This is a genomic window from Acidovorax sp. Root568, assembly GCF_001427445.1.
Taxonomy (GTDB): domain Bacteria; phylum Pseudomonadota; class Gammaproteobacteria; order Burkholderiales; family Burkholderiaceae_C; genus Acidovorax; species Acidovorax delafieldii.
On the sequence record NZ_LMGP01000014.1, the window covers coordinates 180,504 to 198,272 of the forward strand.

Here is a 17,769-nt window from a genome sequence, read left to right on the forward strand (position 1 = left end):
GACTGATGAGTGTCCAAACACCCATCAAATCGAATGATTACTTGTACGAACCCAGAACGGTTTGCACAGCACCGAAAGCGGTGGAGCTGATAGCCGAGTACGTGAACACGGAACCGCCGAGTGCGTACAGCGTGGTACCCAGAGCTGCAGTTGCATCAGAAGGAGCAGCCAAACCTGGTTGCCATTCGATGAAACCGTCGGTGAACGTAGCAGGCAGACCAGCGATGCCTTCAGGATCGAACCAGTCCAGCTCAGCCTTCACCAGCTTGAAGTTCACAGACTTACGGTTTTGCTTGTCATCATAAATGTTGACAGTGTGCGTACCGCTGTGGTTGCCAGTAGACCACACCACCACGGCAGTGTCCGTACCACCAGCGGCTTGGTCGATAGCGTAACGCATGCTGAAGGTTGGCTGAGGAGCTGCACCGGTAGCGCCAACTTGAGCAGCACCAGCAACAGACACCAAGCTCACGTTGTTCATCTTGGTGATATCAACGCCAGACGCGATCGTCAGAGCACCGTCGATAACGGGCACGAAAGCCACATCCTTAGCAACGCTGTTCACTTGGAATGCATTGCCAGAGATTGCGGAAGCGGTGGAAGCCAGGAAAGCAGCGCCGCCGCAAGCGGTTTGTGCTGTGCCGCCTTCGGTGGTAGCACCAACGGCGAACACCAGGTAACCACGGGTGCCGGACAGACCGCCACCGGACTGCGAAGACCAGATGAAGGGCTCATAGTCCTTGTTGGTCATAGCAAAGCAGCCGTCAGTGATGTGAGTGGAGTTCTGATCGAAGAACGTCCAGTACACAGCAACGCTTTGGCCGGTTTGGTTGATCAAGCCAACAGCAGTGGTGTCGGTTGGGCCGTTGTGAATCACGTTAGGAACCACGAAACCGTTGCTGAACGTACCCACGGTGTACGCCTGCGCCACACCAGCACTCAGCGCAGCGGCTGCAACGGCTGCCATTGCAAATTTTTTCATCTTCTCAGTCCTTAGATAATTGAAGGAAGCTTTCCCACCCTGTGCGGGATCTGCAACCCATCCGTACTCCGTTTGGGTTGATGCAATCTTATACTGATACCTTTGAATTTTTCAACCTATTTCCGACAGAAACCCGGCATGCGTTGGTTTGTTGCACTCAAACAACGAACTTATTTGGCATCCTTGGAGAACATCACGCTGCGGCGCAGCACATGGTGCCAGACACCATCGATACGGCGCCACTCGTCTTCGGCAACCGCCTCTTGTCTTTTGATGCGCAGGATGGGGACCGAATAGCGCATCCACACATTCACGATGGCGCGGTCGCCTTCCACACTACGCACGTCCCGCACTTCCAGCGCCTCGTAGGCAACACCACCTCGCTTGAGGTATTCCTCCAAAGTGGCCTTCGGGTCTTTGGATGCCTCTTCATACTTCCAGGCGCCTACATTGTCACCACTGCGCACCAACGCCCAGTACGCCTGGGCGCGCTGCAGCAAAGTGGCTTGGTCATCATCTGACGACCTCGCCCCACCGCCGTTTACAGCACATCCCGCAAGCAAGAGGGTAACTACCGGCACCGCAAAGCCAGCGACCCACTGGCGGCGACCCATGAATTTTGTCATGCTCGAAATCTCCTGTGGACTAAATACGATACGAAAAACAGGCAGCAAGGAGCAAACTGCGCAACATCATTGCCTTGGCACAGCAGGCACATCATCAGCACGCAGCTTGAAGGGCTGCGACTCCAAAGACATGCTGCGCATGCGCTGACGCATTTCGGCGCTTGCAGAGCGCAATTGATCATCATCCTCAAGCGCACGAGGCGTCATCAGGACAAGCAGTTCTGTGCGATTGCGCAAGTTTGACGTCGTGGAGAACAGTGCACCCAGCAAAGGGATATCGGCAAACCCCGGCACACCACTGCGAGTATTGGTGTCGTTTTCACGAATCAAACCACCCAGGACGATTGGCTCCCCAGAACGCACCGCTACTCGCGTTTGGATCTGACGAGTTTGAAAGGCGCGCTGCCCTGTTGCAGTGTCCCGCTCGCCAACATCGGTTACTTGCTGAGAAATGTCCATCGTGATCAACCCTCCCGCATTGACAGAAGGCGTGACAGATAGCATCACCCCCGTATCCTTGTAGGTGATTGACTCGGTCACAAGGTTGCCAGTAGTTACTGCGGTAGACGACTTGATGGGTTGCTGCTGACCGACCTGTATGGTTGCATTGTGATTGTTGAGAACCAGCACCGACGGACTGGACAACAAACGCACCTGAGACTTCTCTGCCAGAGCGTTCAGCGTCGCACGCACTACATTCGCCTTGTTGACGATCGTGTAAGAGAACCCGGGCTGCCTGGCGCTAATGCCCCCCGATGTGTTCATGTTCAGTGATGCCTGCCCTTCACGACCATTGCTGAGACCATTCTGCAAATACCACTCCACCCCATACTCCAGATTGCCCGTCAGCGTTACCTCCACGATGCTTGCCTCGATCAGCACCTGAGACGGAGCCTTGTCAAGTTCACGGAGAGCCTGCTCAATCCGACGGTATTCAGTACGCGGAGCGCGGATCAGTAGCGCATTCCGCTTTTCATCTGCTACGACGCGTACATTGCCATCCAGCTGACTGGTCGACGTCAAGGATGTGTTGTTAGCAGATGTCTTGCCCGCACCTCCCAATGCCGACCCCATTGCTCCTCCGCTTAAGCCCAAAGTACCAGCGCTACTGCCATAAGCCCCTGAGCTACCCGTACTTGCGCTCGCCCCGAGACCGGTTCCCTGAGAAAACTGCGTGGGTGCAGAACCCGCGGCCACACCAGCTGTCTTGCCTTGCCCCGCCTGCCCACCGAACAAGCCGTTGAGCATTTCCGCCAATTGCAGCGCAGATCCGTTCTGCACAGGGTAAACAAACAGGCTGGCCTCCAGAGTATCCGTAGGGCGATCCAGTCGGCGAATCCAGGTTTCGACCTGGGCCAATAAATGGCTGCGCGGCGTTACAACCACCAATGCATTCAGACGCTCCACGGGGAATACTCGAATCAAGCCGCCCAAGGGTGTTGCCATCTGCGCGCCCGCGCCGCTCGCTCCAGCGCCGCCGGACGTCGAACCAGCCGCGCTACTGCCTGCTGTTGCACTCGGCGCACCACCAGGAGATGCCACAGCACCGGTTCCGCCATAAGGGTCGGAGGATTTCTCGTTGCCAAGCATCGCCTGCAGCGCGTCTCGCACCACATTCACGTTCGCGTTCTCCAACACGAACACCCCCAGCGACATGCCAGAGAGAAAGTCCACGTCAAACGCCTCAACCATCTCCAGCCAACCACCAAGCTGTGCTTTGCTGCCCTGCAGCACGAGCAGATTACGCATGGAATCCACGTATACGATCGCCTCACGAGGCGCGAGAGGCGCAAGGATCTTGGCCATCTCGGCCGCAGCAATATGGTTCAGTGGAACTATGACCGTCCCTGCGCCTGAGAGATCCTTGAATTTTGACGAACCCACTACCGGGCGAGCCCCTAACGTGACAGTGCGCTTCGTCACGTGATACACGCCAGCGTTATCCCGAACAATCGCGAGGTCATGTGGCAGCAATACCGCATCCAGTACATCCAGTACTTGGTTTCGCATCAAGGGCTGGCGCGTATTGAGGCTCACCACCGTATCGCCCCCTGCGTCAATCGTGTAGTTGAGCTTAAGCAGGTCTCCCAGCAATGCCACTGCGAGGTTACTCACAGTGACATTTTCAAAATTGAGCGCAACCTTGTCCCCTGTGGCGAGGACTGGATCCACACGCGGCGACACATCGCGCTTAATGAACTGATCATTGCCGGGAAACAGCTTCGTACTCGAAGACGTTTCCTTTTGCCCCTGCGCTTTGGGCACCGAAACGGCAGGCGTTGGCGCTGTGGTGGCTACCGCAGGCATGACAACAGGGACTACAGCAACCGCCGGTGTAGGCTCCGCCGGTTTGGGTGCGGCAGGAGCGCCTTGCGTGCTAGCGCAACCTGACGCTAGCAACGCCAGCAAAAGGACGGATGGCCGAATGTTCATATAGATAGCTCCAATATTGGGGTAGGCCGCAGTGGCTCACTGATTTGCAGGGGATCTGCGCAGACGATCACCAACGGGCGCTCCTGGCCGCGCCGCAGCCACACTTCCTGCCTCTAGAGGACGCTCCACTCGCTGATCGTCCGAAGATATGAAGAAGGCCCTACGTCCATCAAAGGACTCCATACGCCAGGGTTTGGTTTCCCCGGTGATCTTGAGGGTGCTGCCATCCGCACGCAGCAAGATCGCCACACGCTCAGGCCCGGACTCGAAGACGGCCGTCAAGCGCGACTGCATCAACTCCGAGACAAGACTGCTCTTCTTTTCATCTACCACTACAGGTCGCCTGGAGGTCCAGAACAATGGGTGCTCAATCGCTTGCCTAGCCCGTATCGGAACGACTGACGGCATAGGCTCCACCTTGGGAAGATCAGGTTTTCGAGGGGGCGGAGGAGTCCAGCGCTCCTTCTCAACATCCCACCAATACGCACTGGCCGCCAACGCTGCAGCCCCCAGCAATGGCCCAAGATACCAAGCTTTCATCATGGGTTGGCCTTTTCCGGAACCAGAGGTGCCTCCAGTTGCAAGGTCAGTCGGGCATTCTGGGGGCCAGGGCCTGAGCTCATCCCTTCGCGGGTAACGTTGGCGGTACGCACCCAGAAAGGGGGACGGTGAACTTGGAGGCTTTCCATAAAGTTCACCAACTTGACCCATTCGCCACTGACCGTAGCAGTCAAGCGGATTCGCGGGATCTTGTCGTCCGCACCAGGCTCCAACGCAACCTGCAGCGAGACGAGCGTACTGCCCGAAGCCATGATCATCTGGCGCAACTTCTGCTGCACTTCGTTCTGTGCAGCCTCCCCTCCCGAATGCAACAAGGGGGCTACCGTAGAGCTGGCTACTCCGAGCAGCTCTTCGATTTGGCTGCCGGCGTTGACCACGCCCTCCAGGCGCTCGCTACGAGGCTCAAGTTGCAGTAAGGCATTGTCATAACGTACCCACAGAGCCCGGTAGACCAAAGCAGTCCCTGCCATGGCACCGATCAGCACTACCAATATGAGGGTCAAAGATCGAGCTCGCCATACATTCATTTTCATGGCTTGACTCCTTCACCCCGCCAGCGCATTTCAAAAGTAAAGCGCTCTTTATTCAGTGTGCCGTCACGCACGTTCGCCCCTGTTGACCGAACGTCAACCAGTCCCGGCGCACGCGCAATCGAGGAGGTAAGCTCGGTCGCATTGGCCGTAAGACCCGTTATCCGAATTTCGCTGCCATTGACCTCGATACGATCGAGCCAAGTATCGGCGGGGATAGCGCCTGACAGTGCATCAATCACGCTGGCGAGCGGGACATCCGCGCTGATGTTCTTGCGCAGCTCTTCGGCCAGCAGGGCTTGCCGACGCAACTCGTCCATCTTTTGGCGCAAGGGTGCCGCCTGGGGCTCCAAAGCGCTGACATGCGATACGGCGCGTACCACCGCTTGGCGCTTGAGCACCAGCGGCATGAGGGCTGGCAGGGCCAACGCAGCTAGCAAAATCAACAGTACAACAACACCTGCACAATCCATCAATCCCTGACGTCGGTCCTGCTTTCGCCAGGCATCGCCTCGCACGGGAAAGACAAATCCGTTGCGCATTAGATATACCTGCGCCGTCTCGGAAAGCCCCTGCCGCCCCAAGTGCTCCACCAGGGTATTGCGCCGGCACATTCCCCACTGCACAGACCACCCACCCTGCGCAAGAGGCTCCGCCTGCCAGGCTGCAACAATCTGGTCGGGAGGTAAGGGCGACACTCGCCAGAGCGTCTCCTCTACGCCGTTCGGCAAAGACCGCCGCGGCATATCAGGAAGTTGCACATTGCCCCAAAGGCATTCGGGCTCCGGAACCAGCAAAGCACTGGCCCTGCGGTCGCCCTTCAGTCGGCGGGCACGTGTCCCAGTGACGGACCAGCGACCACCATCCAGCGCAATCGCCGTGCACGACGTCGCCGGCCACCCTCCGCGCTCCATAAGTGCACGCTTAAGGTCTCCCAGACCCCAAGCCAATCGGTCCAGCGCCGCGTGCGCACGAAGAGATAACTGCCTCCAAGCTGTCATGGCTTCAATTCCTGTTCTTGCGTGTTGAGACGGCGTGTGGGCTCCAGGGAGAGCATGGTCCAAGGCGTCAGGTTACCCGGGCGCTCACTCAGATCAACCCACGCTTCCCGCTGCCACCAGCGCTCACCCTCCAGCCTTACCGCAGCTTTCAGGCGCACCGTCGTTCCGCCGCCGCGCGCAGGCGAAAAAAAATCGGCTGCGGGCCCGGTCATGAGCACACTGCCCCTCGTTTCTGGTGGAGAGTTGTGAATGCGCGCTCCCAATCCCGGCTGACCCGTCAGCGCGTCAATCAGTGCGGGGGGAGCCGAATCGATCTCGATGCGTTGCTGCCCATTGATACCCAAATGGGGCGCGATTATCTCATAGAGGCCAGAGGTCATTCCAAGGACCGAACGCAGCTCGGAGAGATCATCCAGAGCCCCATTGCGAGGCATGGACGGCCAGCCTGCAGCTCGGTACTGAGGTGCTTCTGCTCCTCCTACGCCACCTGGCGAATCGTCCGGATCGAGATAATCACGCACTCTCGACGTCAGAATCAACGCTTCGCCGGCGGACAGCCCTCCAGCTCGCTGGAACAAGGTCTGCAGCAGAGCATCGCTGGCAACGTTGACATCAACAAGCCCCCCAGAAGGCGTGATCTCCACCCACACGTCGCCCCCCCCCATGGACAGACGCTGAAAGCGATAAGCACTCCCAGCATTTCTATCGGCGAGCATCTGCTGAGCAGTCAACTCGATCGCGGAGTCCAACACCGACTCAACGCGCATGCGCTCAAGATCCAGCCCTACCCGCTGTGTCTGCTGGCGAACACTCCGTGCACTCGCCATGACGACGAGCGATAACGCTGCCACCAGCCACAGCACGAGGATCAACGCGGCCCCCCGACCACCCTTTAGAGCCGGTATCATCATTTCGCTCTCACCAGCGGGAACACCAGGGAAGGCCAATCTCCGAGGGTGTCTCCTATTTCAAGGCGGATGCGTGCAGGGTACTGACCCTTGGACGCGTCCCAGTCCTGAGTCCATTGGCCGGTACGACCATCCTGGTAGTGCCACTGCAGAGTACGAACGTTCGAAATGAGCGTTTCGCGCAAGGCACGACTCCAGTCCATAGCCATCAAAGCACCATCATAGGGAATGGCCTCCACAGTCAAATCCACCCGGCCGTCTGAATGGCGCAAAGGGGTGGTGCGGAAAACATAAAGCCCCCCGGCATCGCCGCGCTCGGGCAAGGGTGCAACCCAAATGGCACCCGCGGCATTTCCACTAAAGAAATTGACGAAGACACTGCCTTCGCGACGACTCAGCAAGCGCAGCGTATCGAATTTACGGCCCAACCATTGGCTCACAACCAACATGCGCTCGGCCCGCTCGCCCACACGCTGATTGCGCTCCTCGGTGCGGCCAATCAATCCTAAGGCTGCAAAAATCAAAGCCACCACTGCAGCGGTCACTGCCAGACCAATCAATAACTCCAGCAGCGTGAAGCCCTGGGTCAATTTGCGAGGTGCACGACTCATGGTGCAGACCTGTAGGGCTTCCAGGTGATCCAGGTCATGGCCGTGACGCCATCCCTGCTGACCTGCACCGTGACTTTGGCCGCACGCAACGGACCCGAGGGTGCAGGACGCCCTGCCTCATCGCTCAGAAAAATCGGCTCTGGCGTTACGTCCACTCGCCAGTTCCACCCACCTGCCTGACCAGAATCTTGCCGCATGAGGTCTTCAGCAAAAATACCCGCAGCCAGCACGGACTTCGCCACCAATGCGGCCTCCACACGCGCTTGCACCCCCATCACGCTTTGCGAGCCCTGCCCCACACTGCGGTACAGACTTGCCAGTGCGATGGCAGCGATCGCCATCGCGACCAATGCCTCCAGCAGACTGAAGCCTAAAGGCTTTGTGAGACAGCGCCGCTGCCAAACAAAGCTCGCGCAAGGGGCACGCAAGCGGTTAATCGGCCGCATCATGGCTGCGCCACGGCCACAGATTGTTCAACCGTTCCGAGGAGCCAATTGACGCGAAAGGCAACACCGCTGCTACCCCTCAGTACTGAGATACGTCCTCCGCGAGCACCACCATCCGGATTGAAGATAAACAAAAGCTCGCCAGCCGGAACGACGGATTTTCCTGACCGCCCATCACCGCGCATTGCTTCCCACTGGATATTGACGGCTTCGTGAAGGTCCAGAAACAGCTTTCCGTCCACCGCCAGCCTACGCGCGTCCGGCAGGTAGGTCACCGATACAGGCCTCCCCTCCTGCACACTGAGCACACGCGCCTTGTTGAGCTGACTTGCCACGTCTCGCACTGCTTGGGTGTAGCGCGCACGCTCCAGAAATGCTTGACCACCCGCACCCACGACCGCCGTGGTGATGCTCGCGAGCACCAGCACTACCAGCAACTCCAGCAGGGTGAACCCGTAGGCGCCGCGACGCATGACTACGACGCGCGCACTAAGGCAGGAAATACCGCCAATAGACACAAATGGACCCCAGGCATCCACCGAAACGTCAGTTGTAAACGTCTGCGTTTTCGCCATCACCACCTGGCTTGCCATCAGATCCCAGAGTGAAAACATCGGGGCTGCCATTGCGGCCGGGATTTTTGTACAGGTAAGCAGCGCCCCACGGGTCCGCTGGCAACCCCTTCTTCAGATACGGGCCGTTCCAGCCTTGCGCCGTCGCAGGGCGCTCAGCTAGTGCACGCAAGCCCTCTGCATCGTTGGGATACCGACCCACGTCCAGTTTGAACAAATCCAGACTCTGTTCAATTTCAGAAATTTGGATGCGTGCCGTCTTGGATTTGGCGCCACCAAGCTGATCAAGGACTTTCGGGCCCACTAAACCCGCCAACAAAGTCAAGATCACCAACACCACCAGCAATTCAATGAGAGTGAAACCGGAGTTATTACGCGCTCGCGCATGGAGTGGACTTTGCAGCTCTTTCATATTCATTTCAATATCTTCCAGAGGATTCAGAATCAAATAGTGTCATTGATAGACAAAACACCGCCCAAGATCGCAATAATGATGAACGCGACCAAGGCGCCTAAAACAATAATAATTAAGGGTTCCATGGCAGCCAGCACGCGCCCCATAGTGCGTCGCCCTTCATCCTCATAGCGATCAGCCAACCCCAACAGGGTTGCATCCAGCTGACCTGTCTCTTCCGCCACCCGGATCAGCTGGGGAGTGCTTGATCTGCCCAGATACGGGGAAACAAATCCGGACGAGAGTCGCTTACCCGCCTTCACAATCCCGACCAGGGGCTCGATATCCTTGCGCAAGGCCGTATTGGTCAAGGTATCCACGGCAATGCGCAAGGCGTCTACCATCGGAACGCCTCTCTGCAACAAAATGCCGAATGTACGAAAGTAAATGGCAAACTGAAGGTTGCGCAGTACTTTGCCGAATAAAGGCAGATCCAGCAGAATGCTGTCCAAGCGCAACCGCCCCGATGGGGTAGCACTCCAGCGCGAGCCCAGAAACAAAATGACGGCCAAGCCCAGGAGAATTGCCATCCAATGCAGGCGAATCATGTCGCTGAGATCAACGACAAGTCTGGTGGAAGATGGCAGCTTGTCACCCATGGAATCGAAGATTTCACGAAACTGAGGAACCACGAACGCCAACAGCAGAACCACCGAAAGCACGGCGACTATCAGCAAAATGACGGGATAGGTCATGGACGAGATGACATAGTTGCGCAGCTTGTCTTCTGCCTCCAGTTGCACGGTGAGCTCCTTGAGAACCACATGCAATGAGCCAGAGGTTTCGCCCGCACGGATCAGGACCAGATACTGCCGTCCCAGATCACGCTCAAATGGCAGTAACGACTGGTAGAGCGACTTCCCCCCCCTTACGCCCTCCTCCACCTTCCCGACAAAGGCTCTCAGCCGATCTGTATTGGCAGTTTCCTTGAGCATGACCAGCGCCCTGTCCAAGGGCATGTTCGCCTGCTTGAGATGAGCCATCTCGCGGCTGAACAGCAGGATCTCGCTGCGCCGCAGCTTGCTGCCCCGGGCCTGCGGATCAGCCTGCACAGCCGCAGCCAAACTATCGGTAATGCGCACTGGCGTCACCCCCTGGCCAATCAGCCTCAATCGGGCGGCTTCGACATTCTGCGCGCGCATCACACCCCGACAGGGCTTACCGTCCGACGCAATACCGTCATATTGAAATTCAATCATTTTGACGTGCAACGCGTAAGACTTCTTCAGCGGTCGTCAGTCCCTGGAATACCTTGGTAGCTCCATCCTGCAACAAGTTCCCGCCAGCATAAGAGCCATCGCCGCCCCCCAGAGAAGAGCCTCGCTCCAGTACGCCTTTTTTGACATCTTCCGTCATCAGCAGCAGTTCGTGGACCGCGAGGCGGCCACGATACCCTGTGCCCCGGCATGCAGGACAACCTACCGCCCTGTATAGGGTTTGGCCTTTATCGAGGATCACCCCAAGCGAAGCCGCTGCCGCATCCGCCTGCTCGGCAGGTAGCGCCTGCTTGCACTCTTCGCACAGCTTTCGCACCAGCCGTTGGGCGAGTACGCCGATTACCGAGGCAGTAATCAGATATGGCTCGACACCCATATTGATCAACCGCACGATGGCCCCCAGCGCACTGTTGGTGTGGAGCGTGGACATCACCAAGTGTCCCGTCAGCGCGGCCTGGACAGCGATCTCTGCCGTTTCACCGTCACGCATTTCCCCGATCATGATGACATCAGGGTCCTGACGCAGAAAGGAACGAAGCACCTTGGCAAAGGTAAGTCCAATCTGCGGCTGTACCTGGACCTGATTGAGCCATTGCAGCCGGTATTCGACAGGGTCCTCCACTGTGAGGATCTTGAGGTTCTCGCCTTCCAACTCCTGCATAGACGCATACAGCGTAGTGGACTTGCCCGAACCCGTGGGACCCGTCACTAAGAATATCCCGTGCGGCACGCTCAAAAGCTGTCGCATGGCCTTCAGAGTCGCCGGAGTGAAGTGCAGACTTTCCAACGAGAGCAGGTCAAAATTCTTCTCCAGCAAGCGCATCACCACCGATTCGCCGAACATGGTGGGAATGGTGGAGACGCGGGAGTCCATTTCTTTGCCGTGCACCCGCAGCTTGGTACGCCCGTCCTGCGGCATACGGCGCTCAGCAATATCAAGCTGAGACAGGATCTTGATGCGAGAAACGACAGCAGGTGCGTCCTTGTTGTCGATCTCATCGATCGGGTAGAGCTCGCCATCCACGCGGATGCGAACGACCGACTTTTCCTCGTACGTCTCAATGTGGATGTCCGAAGCCTGCGCTGCCACGGCCTGGGAGAGGATCTGGCTCACGCGTTGGATAATGGGCGCCTCGGACGCCATGTCCCGCAGGTGTTCGATGAATTCAGACGCCTCGAACTGGTCGGCTACGCCGTCACCCTGAGCTTCGGGATCCTCCACATACCAGGCATTGAGCTGGGCAGCGATCTCCGACTCCAAGCCGAAAGAAATCCTGGGTACCTCGCCAAATACAAGCCGAAGCGCGTCGCGCAAAGCACCGCTTTGAGGGTCCACCGAAGCGAAATCTGGCGCCGAATCCGCATCGCCCGCTTCGCCCAGAGGCAACAGGTTGTTGACGAGCAAAAAGCTGGTGTTCATCCGCGAGGTGGCGGGCTTCTCCTTGGGAAAGGCGTCCTGACGGACAAGAGGCAAACCCGCTTGCCTTGCCAAAGCGGCATAGACATCCACTTCAGATACTAGACCCAGGCTGATGAGCAGCCGCCCCAGGCGCCCTCCCATGGAGCGCTGGACTTCCAGCGCCCGCTCCAAGTCATTGCGCGACAACTTCTGCTCTGCGAGCAACATTTCTCCCAGCCGGGGCGCAGCGACGTCAACGCTTTCCACTTCACCTACTTCCGCCGAGAACTTCATGACCAACGCCTTTGAACAATTTCCCACCCAACAGTGCTTGGCTGCGCTTCGCGCCACCCGGCACAACCGTCATCTGCACCACAGCAGACAACGGCTCAACCGATCCAGCTCAGGGCCGATGTAATAACTGCGGTACCCCAGGAGCCTGCTCCGGAGGGGCGCGCCGCGCCAAGCAAGGTATTCTGACACGTAGCCCCCGGGATAGCCTCGGCTATCCAGACGCGATTGCAGGGCCTCGGCTTGGGCTTTTGTTGCACGGCCGAGGTTGAGCACGCGCCGCAGCACTCCGGGCCCATTCGTGACAAGGCGTAAAAGACGCATCTTCAGCCTTCGATCCTTGGCACCGAGCTGGTTGAATCCATGCTGCCGGTAGAGGATCAGCTGTTCGTCAAGGAAGGTGCGGCGCCCGCTGCTGCTCAACAGAGCGCACCACCAGTCATGCATGACGGTCTGATCAGGCAGAGGCAGCGACATCTCCAACAGCGCGCGGTTGATCATCATCGTACAACCCGTGACCTGATTGATACTGAGTAGCGCGGTAGGAGAACATGCCGCTGGATCCATGCGCTGGTGCTGCGAAAAAGAAGGCGCAATGACGTTCAGCTCTTCGTCCACAACGGTCAGATCGGAATGCACCAAGCAAGGTTGATGGACGCCCGTGGCTTGCTCCAACTGCATCAATACATGCAGGCAGCGCTCAACTTTTTCTGGCAGCCAGACGTCGTCCTGGTCGGAGAAAGCGATCCAGTGCGCATGGCAGCCTTGCAGGCTGGCTCGCATCAAATTTTCAAAGTTCTTGACAACCCCTTGTCCCATCCCAGGATGGGGCACCACGACCAAACGATCCCCGAGACGGGAACGATACGTCTCTAGCAGGGCCAGGGTGCCGTCTGTAGAACCATCGTCGCTAACCAGCAGACGAAAATTCTGATGCGTCTGCGCCAACAGAGAATCTAACTGGTCAGCCAGATACTTTGCGCCGTTGTATGTGGCCATAAGGATATCGACCAAGGGCTGCCCCGCTAGGGGCTGCAGCCCCTCGCTAGGTCGTACAGGATCGCGCGCTCCCCACACAGCCGTCACAGACCCTCCGCCGGGTGGGGCAACGCAGCGGAGGACCGGCACTGCGCATACATCAACGTTTCATAGGCGTCGGTGATGCGCTCCCATGTGTAATAGGTATCCACGATGTCCCGGGCACGTCGACTGCGCTCAGGGTAAGCCAGTTGCCACTGGCTTACCAATTGATCCAAACGGCGCGCCAGCTCCTCCGGCGATCCGAAGTAGTCTGCAGCATCGCGTGCCACTTCTCGGTTGAACGGATTGTCGTGGGCCACCACCCAGTTGCCGCAGGCCATGGCCTCTAGCAAAGAGGGGTTGGTACCGCCGACCGAATGGCCATGGATATAGCAGGCCGCATGCGCGCGCACGCACGCCAGTTGCCGGGGATCGTAAATGCCGCCGACGAACCGCACGCATTCACTGGTGTACTGAAGCAAGCGCTGCTGATAAGGGGTGGCACCGGAGACGTCTCCCACGATCACGAGGGGCCACTCGCCGCCATGCAAGATATAGCCCTCAATGATCTCCAGGAGGTGGTTCTCCGGCTCGGGACGCGCCACTACGACCATATACTGAAACGGCACCAGCCCCCAAGCCGAGAGCGCTGAAGAATCCAGCGAGCCCTCGCGCACGGGCTCAGCACCATAGGCAATAAAACTGGAAGGCGCGCCCTTGGGATAAACGTTCTGCAGCCTCTGCGCAATAGCATTGGCATCGGCAATCAGGCGTGTAGCAGTCAATGTCGCCACCCATTCCATGCAGCGCAGATACGCGCGCGCCGCCCAGCCCCACTTACTGCGGGCCCATTCCAGGCCATCCATATTGATCCACACAGGGGTCCCGCTGACCCGGGGCCACCAACAAGCCCAAGCGGCACCGTAGCCCAACATGTAAACCAGATCGTATCCGTGGCGGGCATCCCAAAGGCATGCACAGTCGTAGGCTAACACGGAGGCGGCCCCCCATTGCGGGCGACGCCGATAACGCACCCGAACGCCTTGGAACTGGCTATCCGCCACAGCATCCTGATCGGACTCGGCATACACCGTAACCGAGTGTCCCCGCTCTGCGAGGCGAACGGACAGCTGTTCGGCAAACGTCTCAAACCCCCCGTAGCTCGCCGGTATCCCTTTTGCCCCCAGAACGGCAATGCGCAGCGGGGCTGGACGCCCCTCCGAGCTACCTGCCTCCAACAACAATGTCAAAGGTCGGCCTCGGCGAGCAGACGGCCGGACTGGTCCTTAGCCGACAGCTGAATCTGCACGTCCAGCGTGGGCCATGCAATCGCAAGCCTGGGATCATCCCAACGGATACAGCGCTCGTGTTCGGGGCTGTAGTAGTCCGTGGTTTTGTACAGGAAATCGGCAGACTCGGAGAGCACTAAAAAACCGTGTGCCAAGCCTGGGGGAACCCAGAGTTGACGATGGTTGTCCTCCGTCAGCAGCGCCCCCACCCATTGACCAAAGGTCTGTGAGTCTTTCCGGATATCAACCGCCACATCAAATACAGCCCCGCGCACCACACGCACCAGCTTGCCCTGAGCGCGGGGCGGCAGCTGGTAGTGCAGGCCGCGCAGCACGCCCTGGCTGCTGCGGCTGTGGTTGTCCTGCACGAACGCGTCCTGCACGCCGGTGGCCTCGCGAAAGGCCTTCTCGTTGAAACTCTCGTAGAAAAATCCGCGGCTGTCACCGAACACCTTGGGTTCGATCAGTACCACGTCTGGGATGGATTGCCGTATAGCTTGCATGGCAGATCAATAAACCTTGTCGTTCAGCAGGCGCTGAAGGTACTGGCCGTAGCCATTCTTGGCCAGAGGCTTGGCCAGACGCTCCAGCTGCGCACTGTTGATCCACTGTGACCGCCAGGCAATTTCTTCCGGGCATGCGATCTTGAGGCCCTGACGGTGCTCCAGCGTGGCGATGAACTGGCTGGCCTCCAGCAGGCTTTCGTGGGTACCCGTGTCCAGCCACGCGTAGCCGCGGCCCATGATCTCTACATTCAGCTGCCCCTGCTCCAGGTACAGCCGGTTCAGGTCAGTGATTTCAAGCTCGCCGCGCGGAGACGGTTTGAGGCTCCTGGCCATCTGCGCCACCTGGCTGTCGTAGAAGTACAAGCCGGTGACGGCATAGCTGCTCTTGGGATGTGCGGGCTTTTCCTCCAGCGACAGCACCTTGCCGCTCGCATCGAACTCGGCCACACCGTAGCGCTCCGGGTCATGCACGTGATAGGCGAACACGCTGGCGCCATCAGTGCGCTGCTGCGCGTTGCCCAGCAGTTCGTGGAAGTCGTGGCCGTAGAAGATGTTGTCGCCCAGAACCAGCGCACTGGGCGCACCGGCCAGGAAAGCCTCTCCGATGATGAATGCCTGCGCCAAGCCATCCGGACTGGGCTGCACGGCATATTGCAGGTTCAGGCCCCATTGGCTGCCGTCGCCCAGCAGTTGCTCAAACCGCGGCGTGTCCTGCGGCGTGCTGATGACCAGGATGTCGCGGATGCCCGCGAGCATCAGGGTGCTCAGCGGGTAGTAGATCATGGGCTTGTCGTACACCGGCAGCAGTTGCTTGCTGATGGCCAAGGTGGCCGGATGCAGCCGGGTACCGGAGCCTCCGGCAAGGATGATGCCTTTGCGTTGCGTCATGTGAGGGTGCCGATCAGAGAATTTCAGCCAGCATGCGCGCCACGCCCGCTTGCCAGTGGGGCATCTGCAGGCCGAAGGTGGCTTGCAGCTTGCCGGTATGAAGGCGCGAGTTGTGCGGGCGCACGGCAGGAGTGGGGAATGCGCTCGTCGGGACGGGCGCAACTTCATTTGCTTTTATTTTGATAGCAGGCTGCGCTTGCTGCGCCTTCGCAATCACGAATTTTGCGTACTCGTTCCAGTTTGTTTCACCGGCTGCGACACAGTGGTACAGGCCTGCGTCCTGCGGGCGCTGCTGCAGGTGACGCAGCGCATGCGTCGTCACGTCGGCCAGCAGGTCGGCCCCCGTGGGCGCCCCCCACTGGTCGTCGATCACGGTCAGGCGATCGCGCTCCTGCGCCAGGCGCAGCATGGTCTTTGCGAAGTTGCCGCCGCGCGCCGCATAGACCCAGCTGGTGCGCAGAATGAGGTGCTTGGGGCACGCCTGCGCGATGAGCTGCTCGCCCTCGAGCTTGGTACGGCCGTACACGCTCAAGGGAGCAGGCATGTCGGTCTCGACCCAGGGGCGGCTGCCGCTGCCGTCAAAGACGTAGTCGGTGCTGTAGTGCACCAGCCATGCGCCGAGCTTCGCCGCCTCCAGCGCGATAGCGCCGGGAGTGGTGGCATTCAGCGTGCGAGCGAAATCGGCCTCGCTCTCGGCCTTGTCCACGGCAGTGTGGGCTGCGGCGTTGACGATGACGTCGGGGCTCAGGGTGCGCACCGTCTCAGCCACACCCGCAGTGTTGGCAAAGTCGCCACAGTGGTCCGTGCTGTCGTGGTCCAGCGCCGTGATCGTGCCCAGCACCGACAGGCTGCGCTGCAGCTCCCAGCCTACCTGACCGCCCTTGCCAAAAAGCAAAATGTTCATGCAGCAACGTCCGTGACGGCTGCAGTGGCGGCCTCCTGCGCATACTGGGTCTGCACCCAGGCGCGGTAAGCCCCCGTCTGCACGCTGGCCACCCAGTCAGCATGGTCCAGATACCACTGCACAGTCTTGCGGATGCCGGTATCGAAGGTCTCGGCGGGCTTCCAGCCCAGATCCCGCTCGATCTTGCGCGCATCGATGGCATAGCGACGGTCATGACCAGGACGGTCCTTCACGTAGGTGATCTGGGTGCGGTAGCTCTGGCCGTCAGCGCGGGGGCGCAGCTCGTCGAGCAGGCCGCACACCATGTTCACGATCTCGATGTTGGGCTTCTCGTTCCAGCCGCCCACGTTGTAGGTCTCGCCAGGGGCACCGGCTTCCAGCACGCGGCGGATGGCGCTGCAGTGGTCCTTCACGTAAAGCCAGTCGCGTACCTGCATGCCGTCCCCGTAAACCGGCAGGTTCTTGCCGGCCAGCGCGTTGACGATCATCAGCGGGATCAGCTTCTCGGGGAAGTGGTAGGGCCCGTAGTTGTTGCTGCAGTTGGTGGTGAGCACCGGCAGGCCATAGGTGTGGTGCCAGGCGCGCACCAGGTGGTCGCTGGCCGCCTTGCTGGCGCTGTAGGGGCTGTTGGGCTCGAACCCGCGCGTCTCCGCGAAGGCCGGGTCGGTGGGCGCCAGCGACCCGTACACCTCGTCGGTGGACACGTGCAGGAAACGGAAGGCCGCGCGCTCGCCCTCGGGCATCGCGCTCCAGTAGGCACGCACGGCTTCGAGCAGGCGGAACGAACCGACGATGTTGGTCTGGATGAAATCCTCGGGCCCGTGGATGGAGCGGTCCACATGCGACTCGGCCGCGAAGTTCACCACCGCGCGGGGCCGGTGCTCTGCCAGCAAGCGCTCCAGCAGGCCCGTGTCGCCGATGTCGCCCTGCACGAAGATGTGGCGGGGGTCGCCCTGGATGCCGTCCAGGTTGTGCAGGTTGCCCGCGTAGGTGAGCTTGTCGAGGTTGACGACGGGCTCGCTGGAGGCAGCAAGCCAGTCAAGAACGAAGTTGGCGCCGATGAAACCCGCGCCGCCAGTAACCAGAATCATAGGGAGGGCCGTGTGAAATGCCAGCTCGGCAGAACCCATG

Annotated in this window: 18 protein-coding genes; all 18 read right to left on the bottom strand. The window is 59.5% G+C overall.

Annotation, left to right across the window (positions count from 1 at the left end; all coding sequences use genetic code 11):
- Positions 1-37 precede the first annotated feature (37 nt).
- Positions 38-982 carry a hypothetical protein gene (locus ASD75_RS10400; RefSeq protein WP_056745408.1) on the bottom strand — a complete coding sequence of 315 codons (945 nt, stop codon included), beginning with the start codon at positions 980-982 and terminating at the stop codon, positions 38-40.
- Positions 983-1,152: 170 nt separating this feature from the next.
- Complete coding sequence (locus tag ASD75_RS10405; RefSeq protein WP_056745410.1) at positions 1,153-1,608, bottom strand: hypothetical protein; 456 nt, start codon at positions 1,606-1,608, stop codon at positions 1,153-1,155.
- A 66-nt stretch (positions 1,609-1,674) separates the two neighbouring features.
- Positions 1,675-3,915: a type II secretion system secretin GspD gene (gene gspD, locus ASD75_RS10410; protein WP_233584183.1), complete on the bottom strand. Its 2,241-nt coding sequence runs from the start codon at positions 3,913-3,915 to the stop codon at positions 1,675-1,677.
- A 665-nt stretch (positions 3,916-4,580) separates the two neighbouring features.
- Positions 4,581-5,135 (bottom strand): GspMb/PilO family protein, encoded by a 555-nt coding sequence (locus tag ASD75_RS10415; RefSeq protein ID WP_200947582.1) that lies wholly within the window; start codon positions 5,133-5,135, stop codon positions 4,581-4,583.
- Positions 5,132-5,674 (bottom strand): PilN domain-containing protein, encoded by a 543-nt coding sequence (locus ASD75_RS24095; RefSeq protein ID WP_235511597.1) that lies wholly within the window; start codon positions 5,672-5,674, stop codon positions 5,132-5,134. Before ASD75_RS24095 ends, ASD75_RS10415 begins: the two co-directional genes overlap by 4 nt.
- Before the next feature lie 455 nt (positions 5,675-6,129).
- Complete coding sequence (locus ASD75_RS10425) at positions 6,130-6,996, bottom strand: general secretion pathway protein GspK (protein WP_235511607.1); 867 nt, start codon at positions 6,994-6,996, stop codon at positions 6,130-6,132.
- 44 nt (positions 6,997-7,040) lie between these two features.
- Complete coding sequence (locus ASD75_RS10430) at positions 7,041-7,652, bottom strand: prepilin-type N-terminal cleavage/methylation domain-containing protein (RefSeq protein ID WP_056745416.1); 612 nt, start codon at positions 7,650-7,652, stop codon at positions 7,041-7,043.
- Positions 7,649-8,080 carry a prepilin-type N-terminal cleavage/methylation domain-containing protein gene (locus ASD75_RS10435; RefSeq protein ID WP_235511608.1) on the bottom strand — a complete coding sequence of 144 codons (432 nt, stop codon included), beginning with the start codon at positions 8,078-8,080 and terminating at the stop codon, positions 7,649-7,651. Before ASD75_RS10435 ends, ASD75_RS10430 begins: the two co-directional genes overlap by 4 nt.
- A gap of 17 nt (positions 8,081-8,097) precedes the next feature.
- Positions 8,098-8,712: a Tfp pilus assembly protein FimT/FimU gene (locus ASD75_RS10440; RefSeq protein WP_235511598.1), complete on the bottom strand. Its 615-nt coding sequence runs from the start codon at positions 8,710-8,712 to the stop codon at positions 8,098-8,100.
- Positions 8,645-9,082, bottom strand: coding sequence for a type II secretion system major pseudopilin GspG (gene gspG / locus ASD75_RS23325; protein ID WP_199737524.1), 438 nt, complete (start codon positions 9,080-9,082; stop codon positions 8,645-8,647). The genes ASD75_RS10440 and gspG overlap by 68 nt, the downstream gene beginning before the upstream one ends.
- Before the next feature lie 32 nt (positions 9,083-9,114).
- Positions 9,115-10,323, bottom strand: coding sequence for a type II secretion system F family protein (locus tag ASD75_RS10445; protein WP_056745418.1), 1,209 nt, complete (start codon positions 10,321-10,323; stop codon positions 9,115-9,117).
- On the bottom strand, positions 10,316-12,034 hold the full coding sequence (locus ASD75_RS10450) for a GspE/PulE family protein (RefSeq protein WP_056745420.1): 1,719 nt from the start codon (positions 12,032-12,034) through the stop codon (positions 10,316-10,318). The genes ASD75_RS10445 and ASD75_RS10450 overlap by 8 nt, the downstream gene beginning before the upstream one ends.
- Before the next feature lie 69 nt (positions 12,035-12,103).
- Entirely contained in the window at positions 12,104-13,030 is a 927-nt protein-coding gene (locus tag ASD75_RS10455; RefSeq protein ID WP_056745883.1) for a glycosyltransferase family 2 protein, read from the bottom strand.
- Positions 13,031-13,113: 83 nt separating this feature from the next.
- Entirely contained in the window at positions 13,114-14,301 is a 1,188-nt protein-coding gene (locus ASD75_RS10460; RefSeq protein ID WP_056745422.1) for a DUF1972 domain-containing protein, read from the bottom strand.
- Positions 14,298-14,843, bottom strand: a complete 546-nt coding sequence (gene rfbC, locus ASD75_RS10465) for a dTDP-4-dehydrorhamnose 3,5-epimerase (protein WP_056745424.1) — start codon at positions 14,841-14,843, stop codon at positions 14,298-14,300. Before rfbC ends, ASD75_RS10460 begins: the two co-directional genes overlap by 4 nt.
- A 6-nt stretch (positions 14,844-14,849) precedes the next feature.
- Positions 14,850-15,734: a glucose-1-phosphate thymidylyltransferase RfbA gene (gene rfbA / locus ASD75_RS10470; protein WP_056745426.1), complete on the bottom strand. Its 885-nt coding sequence runs from the start codon at positions 15,732-15,734 to the stop codon at positions 14,850-14,852.
- A 13-nt stretch (positions 15,735-15,747) separates the two neighbouring features.
- Positions 15,748-16,638 (bottom strand): dTDP-4-dehydrorhamnose reductase, encoded by an 891-nt coding sequence (rfbD, locus tag ASD75_RS10475; protein WP_056745428.1) that lies wholly within the window; start codon positions 16,636-16,638, stop codon positions 15,748-15,750.
- Positions 16,635-17,729, bottom strand: a complete 1,095-nt coding sequence (rfbB, locus tag ASD75_RS10480) for a dTDP-glucose 4,6-dehydratase (RefSeq protein WP_056745430.1) — start codon at positions 17,727-17,729, stop codon at positions 16,635-16,637. Before rfbB ends, rfbD begins: the two co-directional genes overlap by 4 nt.
- Positions 17,730-17,769: the final 40 nt, after the last annotated feature.

What these genes read in the sequence shown, in the direction of transcription:
- ASD75_RS10400 (WP_056745408.1), bottom strand. Translation starts at nt 982, where the DNA reads ATGAAAAAATTTGCAATGGCAGCCGTTGCAGCCGCTGCGCTGAGTGCT.
- ASD75_RS10405 (WP_056745410.1), bottom strand. Translation starts at nt 1,608, where the DNA reads ATGACAAAATTCATGGGTCGCCGCCAGTGGGTCGCTGGCTTTGCGGTG.
- gspD (WP_233584183.1), bottom strand. Translation starts at nt 3,915, where the DNA reads ATGCCTGCGGTAGCCACCACAGCGCCAACGCCTGCCGTTTCGGTGCCC.
- ASD75_RS10415 (WP_200947582.1), bottom strand. Translation starts at nt 5,135, where the DNA reads ATGAAAATGAATGTATGGCGAGCTCGATCTTTGACCCTCATATTGGTA.
- ASD75_RS24095 (WP_235511597.1), bottom strand. Translation starts at nt 5,674, where the DNA reads ATGCGCAACGGATTTGTCTTTCCCGTGCGAGGCGATGCCTGGCGAAAG.
- ASD75_RS10430 (WP_056745416.1), bottom strand. Translation starts at nt 7,652, where the DNA reads ATGAGTCGTGCACCTCGCAAATTGACCCAGGGCTTCACGCTGCTGGAG.
- ASD75_RS10440 (WP_235511598.1), bottom strand. Translation starts at nt 8,712, where the DNA reads ATGTTTTCACTCTGGGATCTGATGGCAAGCCAGGTGGTGATGGCGAAA.
- gspG (WP_199737524.1), bottom strand. Translation starts at nt 9,082, where the DNA reads ATGAAAGAGCTGCAAAGTCCACTCCATGCGCGAGCGCGTAATAACTCC.
- ASD75_RS10445 (WP_056745418.1), bottom strand. Translation starts at nt 10,323, where the DNA reads ATGATTGAATTTCAATATGACGGTATTGCGTCGGACGGTAAGCCCTGT.
- ASD75_RS10450 (WP_056745420.1), bottom strand. Translation starts at nt 12,034, where the DNA reads ATGAAGTTCTCGGCGGAAGTAGGTGAAGTGGAAAGCGTTGACGTCGCT.
- ASD75_RS10455 (WP_056745883.1), bottom strand. Translation starts at nt 13,030, where the DNA reads ATGGCCACATACAACGGCGCAAAGTATCTGGCTGACCAGTTAGATTCT.
- rfbC (WP_056745424.1), bottom strand. Translation starts at nt 14,843, where the DNA reads ATGCAAGCTATACGGCAATCCATCCCAGACGTGGTACTGATCGAACCC.
- rfbA (WP_056745426.1), bottom strand. Translation starts at nt 15,734, where the DNA reads ATGACGCAACGCAAAGGCATCATCCTTGCCGGAGGCTCCGGTACCCGG.
- rfbD (WP_056745428.1), bottom strand. Translation starts at nt 16,638, where the DNA reads ATGAACATTTTGCTTTTTGGCAAGGGCGGTCAGGTAGGCTGGGAGCTG.
- rfbB (WP_056745430.1), bottom strand. Translation starts at nt 17,729, where the DNA reads ATGATTCTGGTTACTGGCGGCGCGGGTTTCATCGGCGCCAACTTCGTT.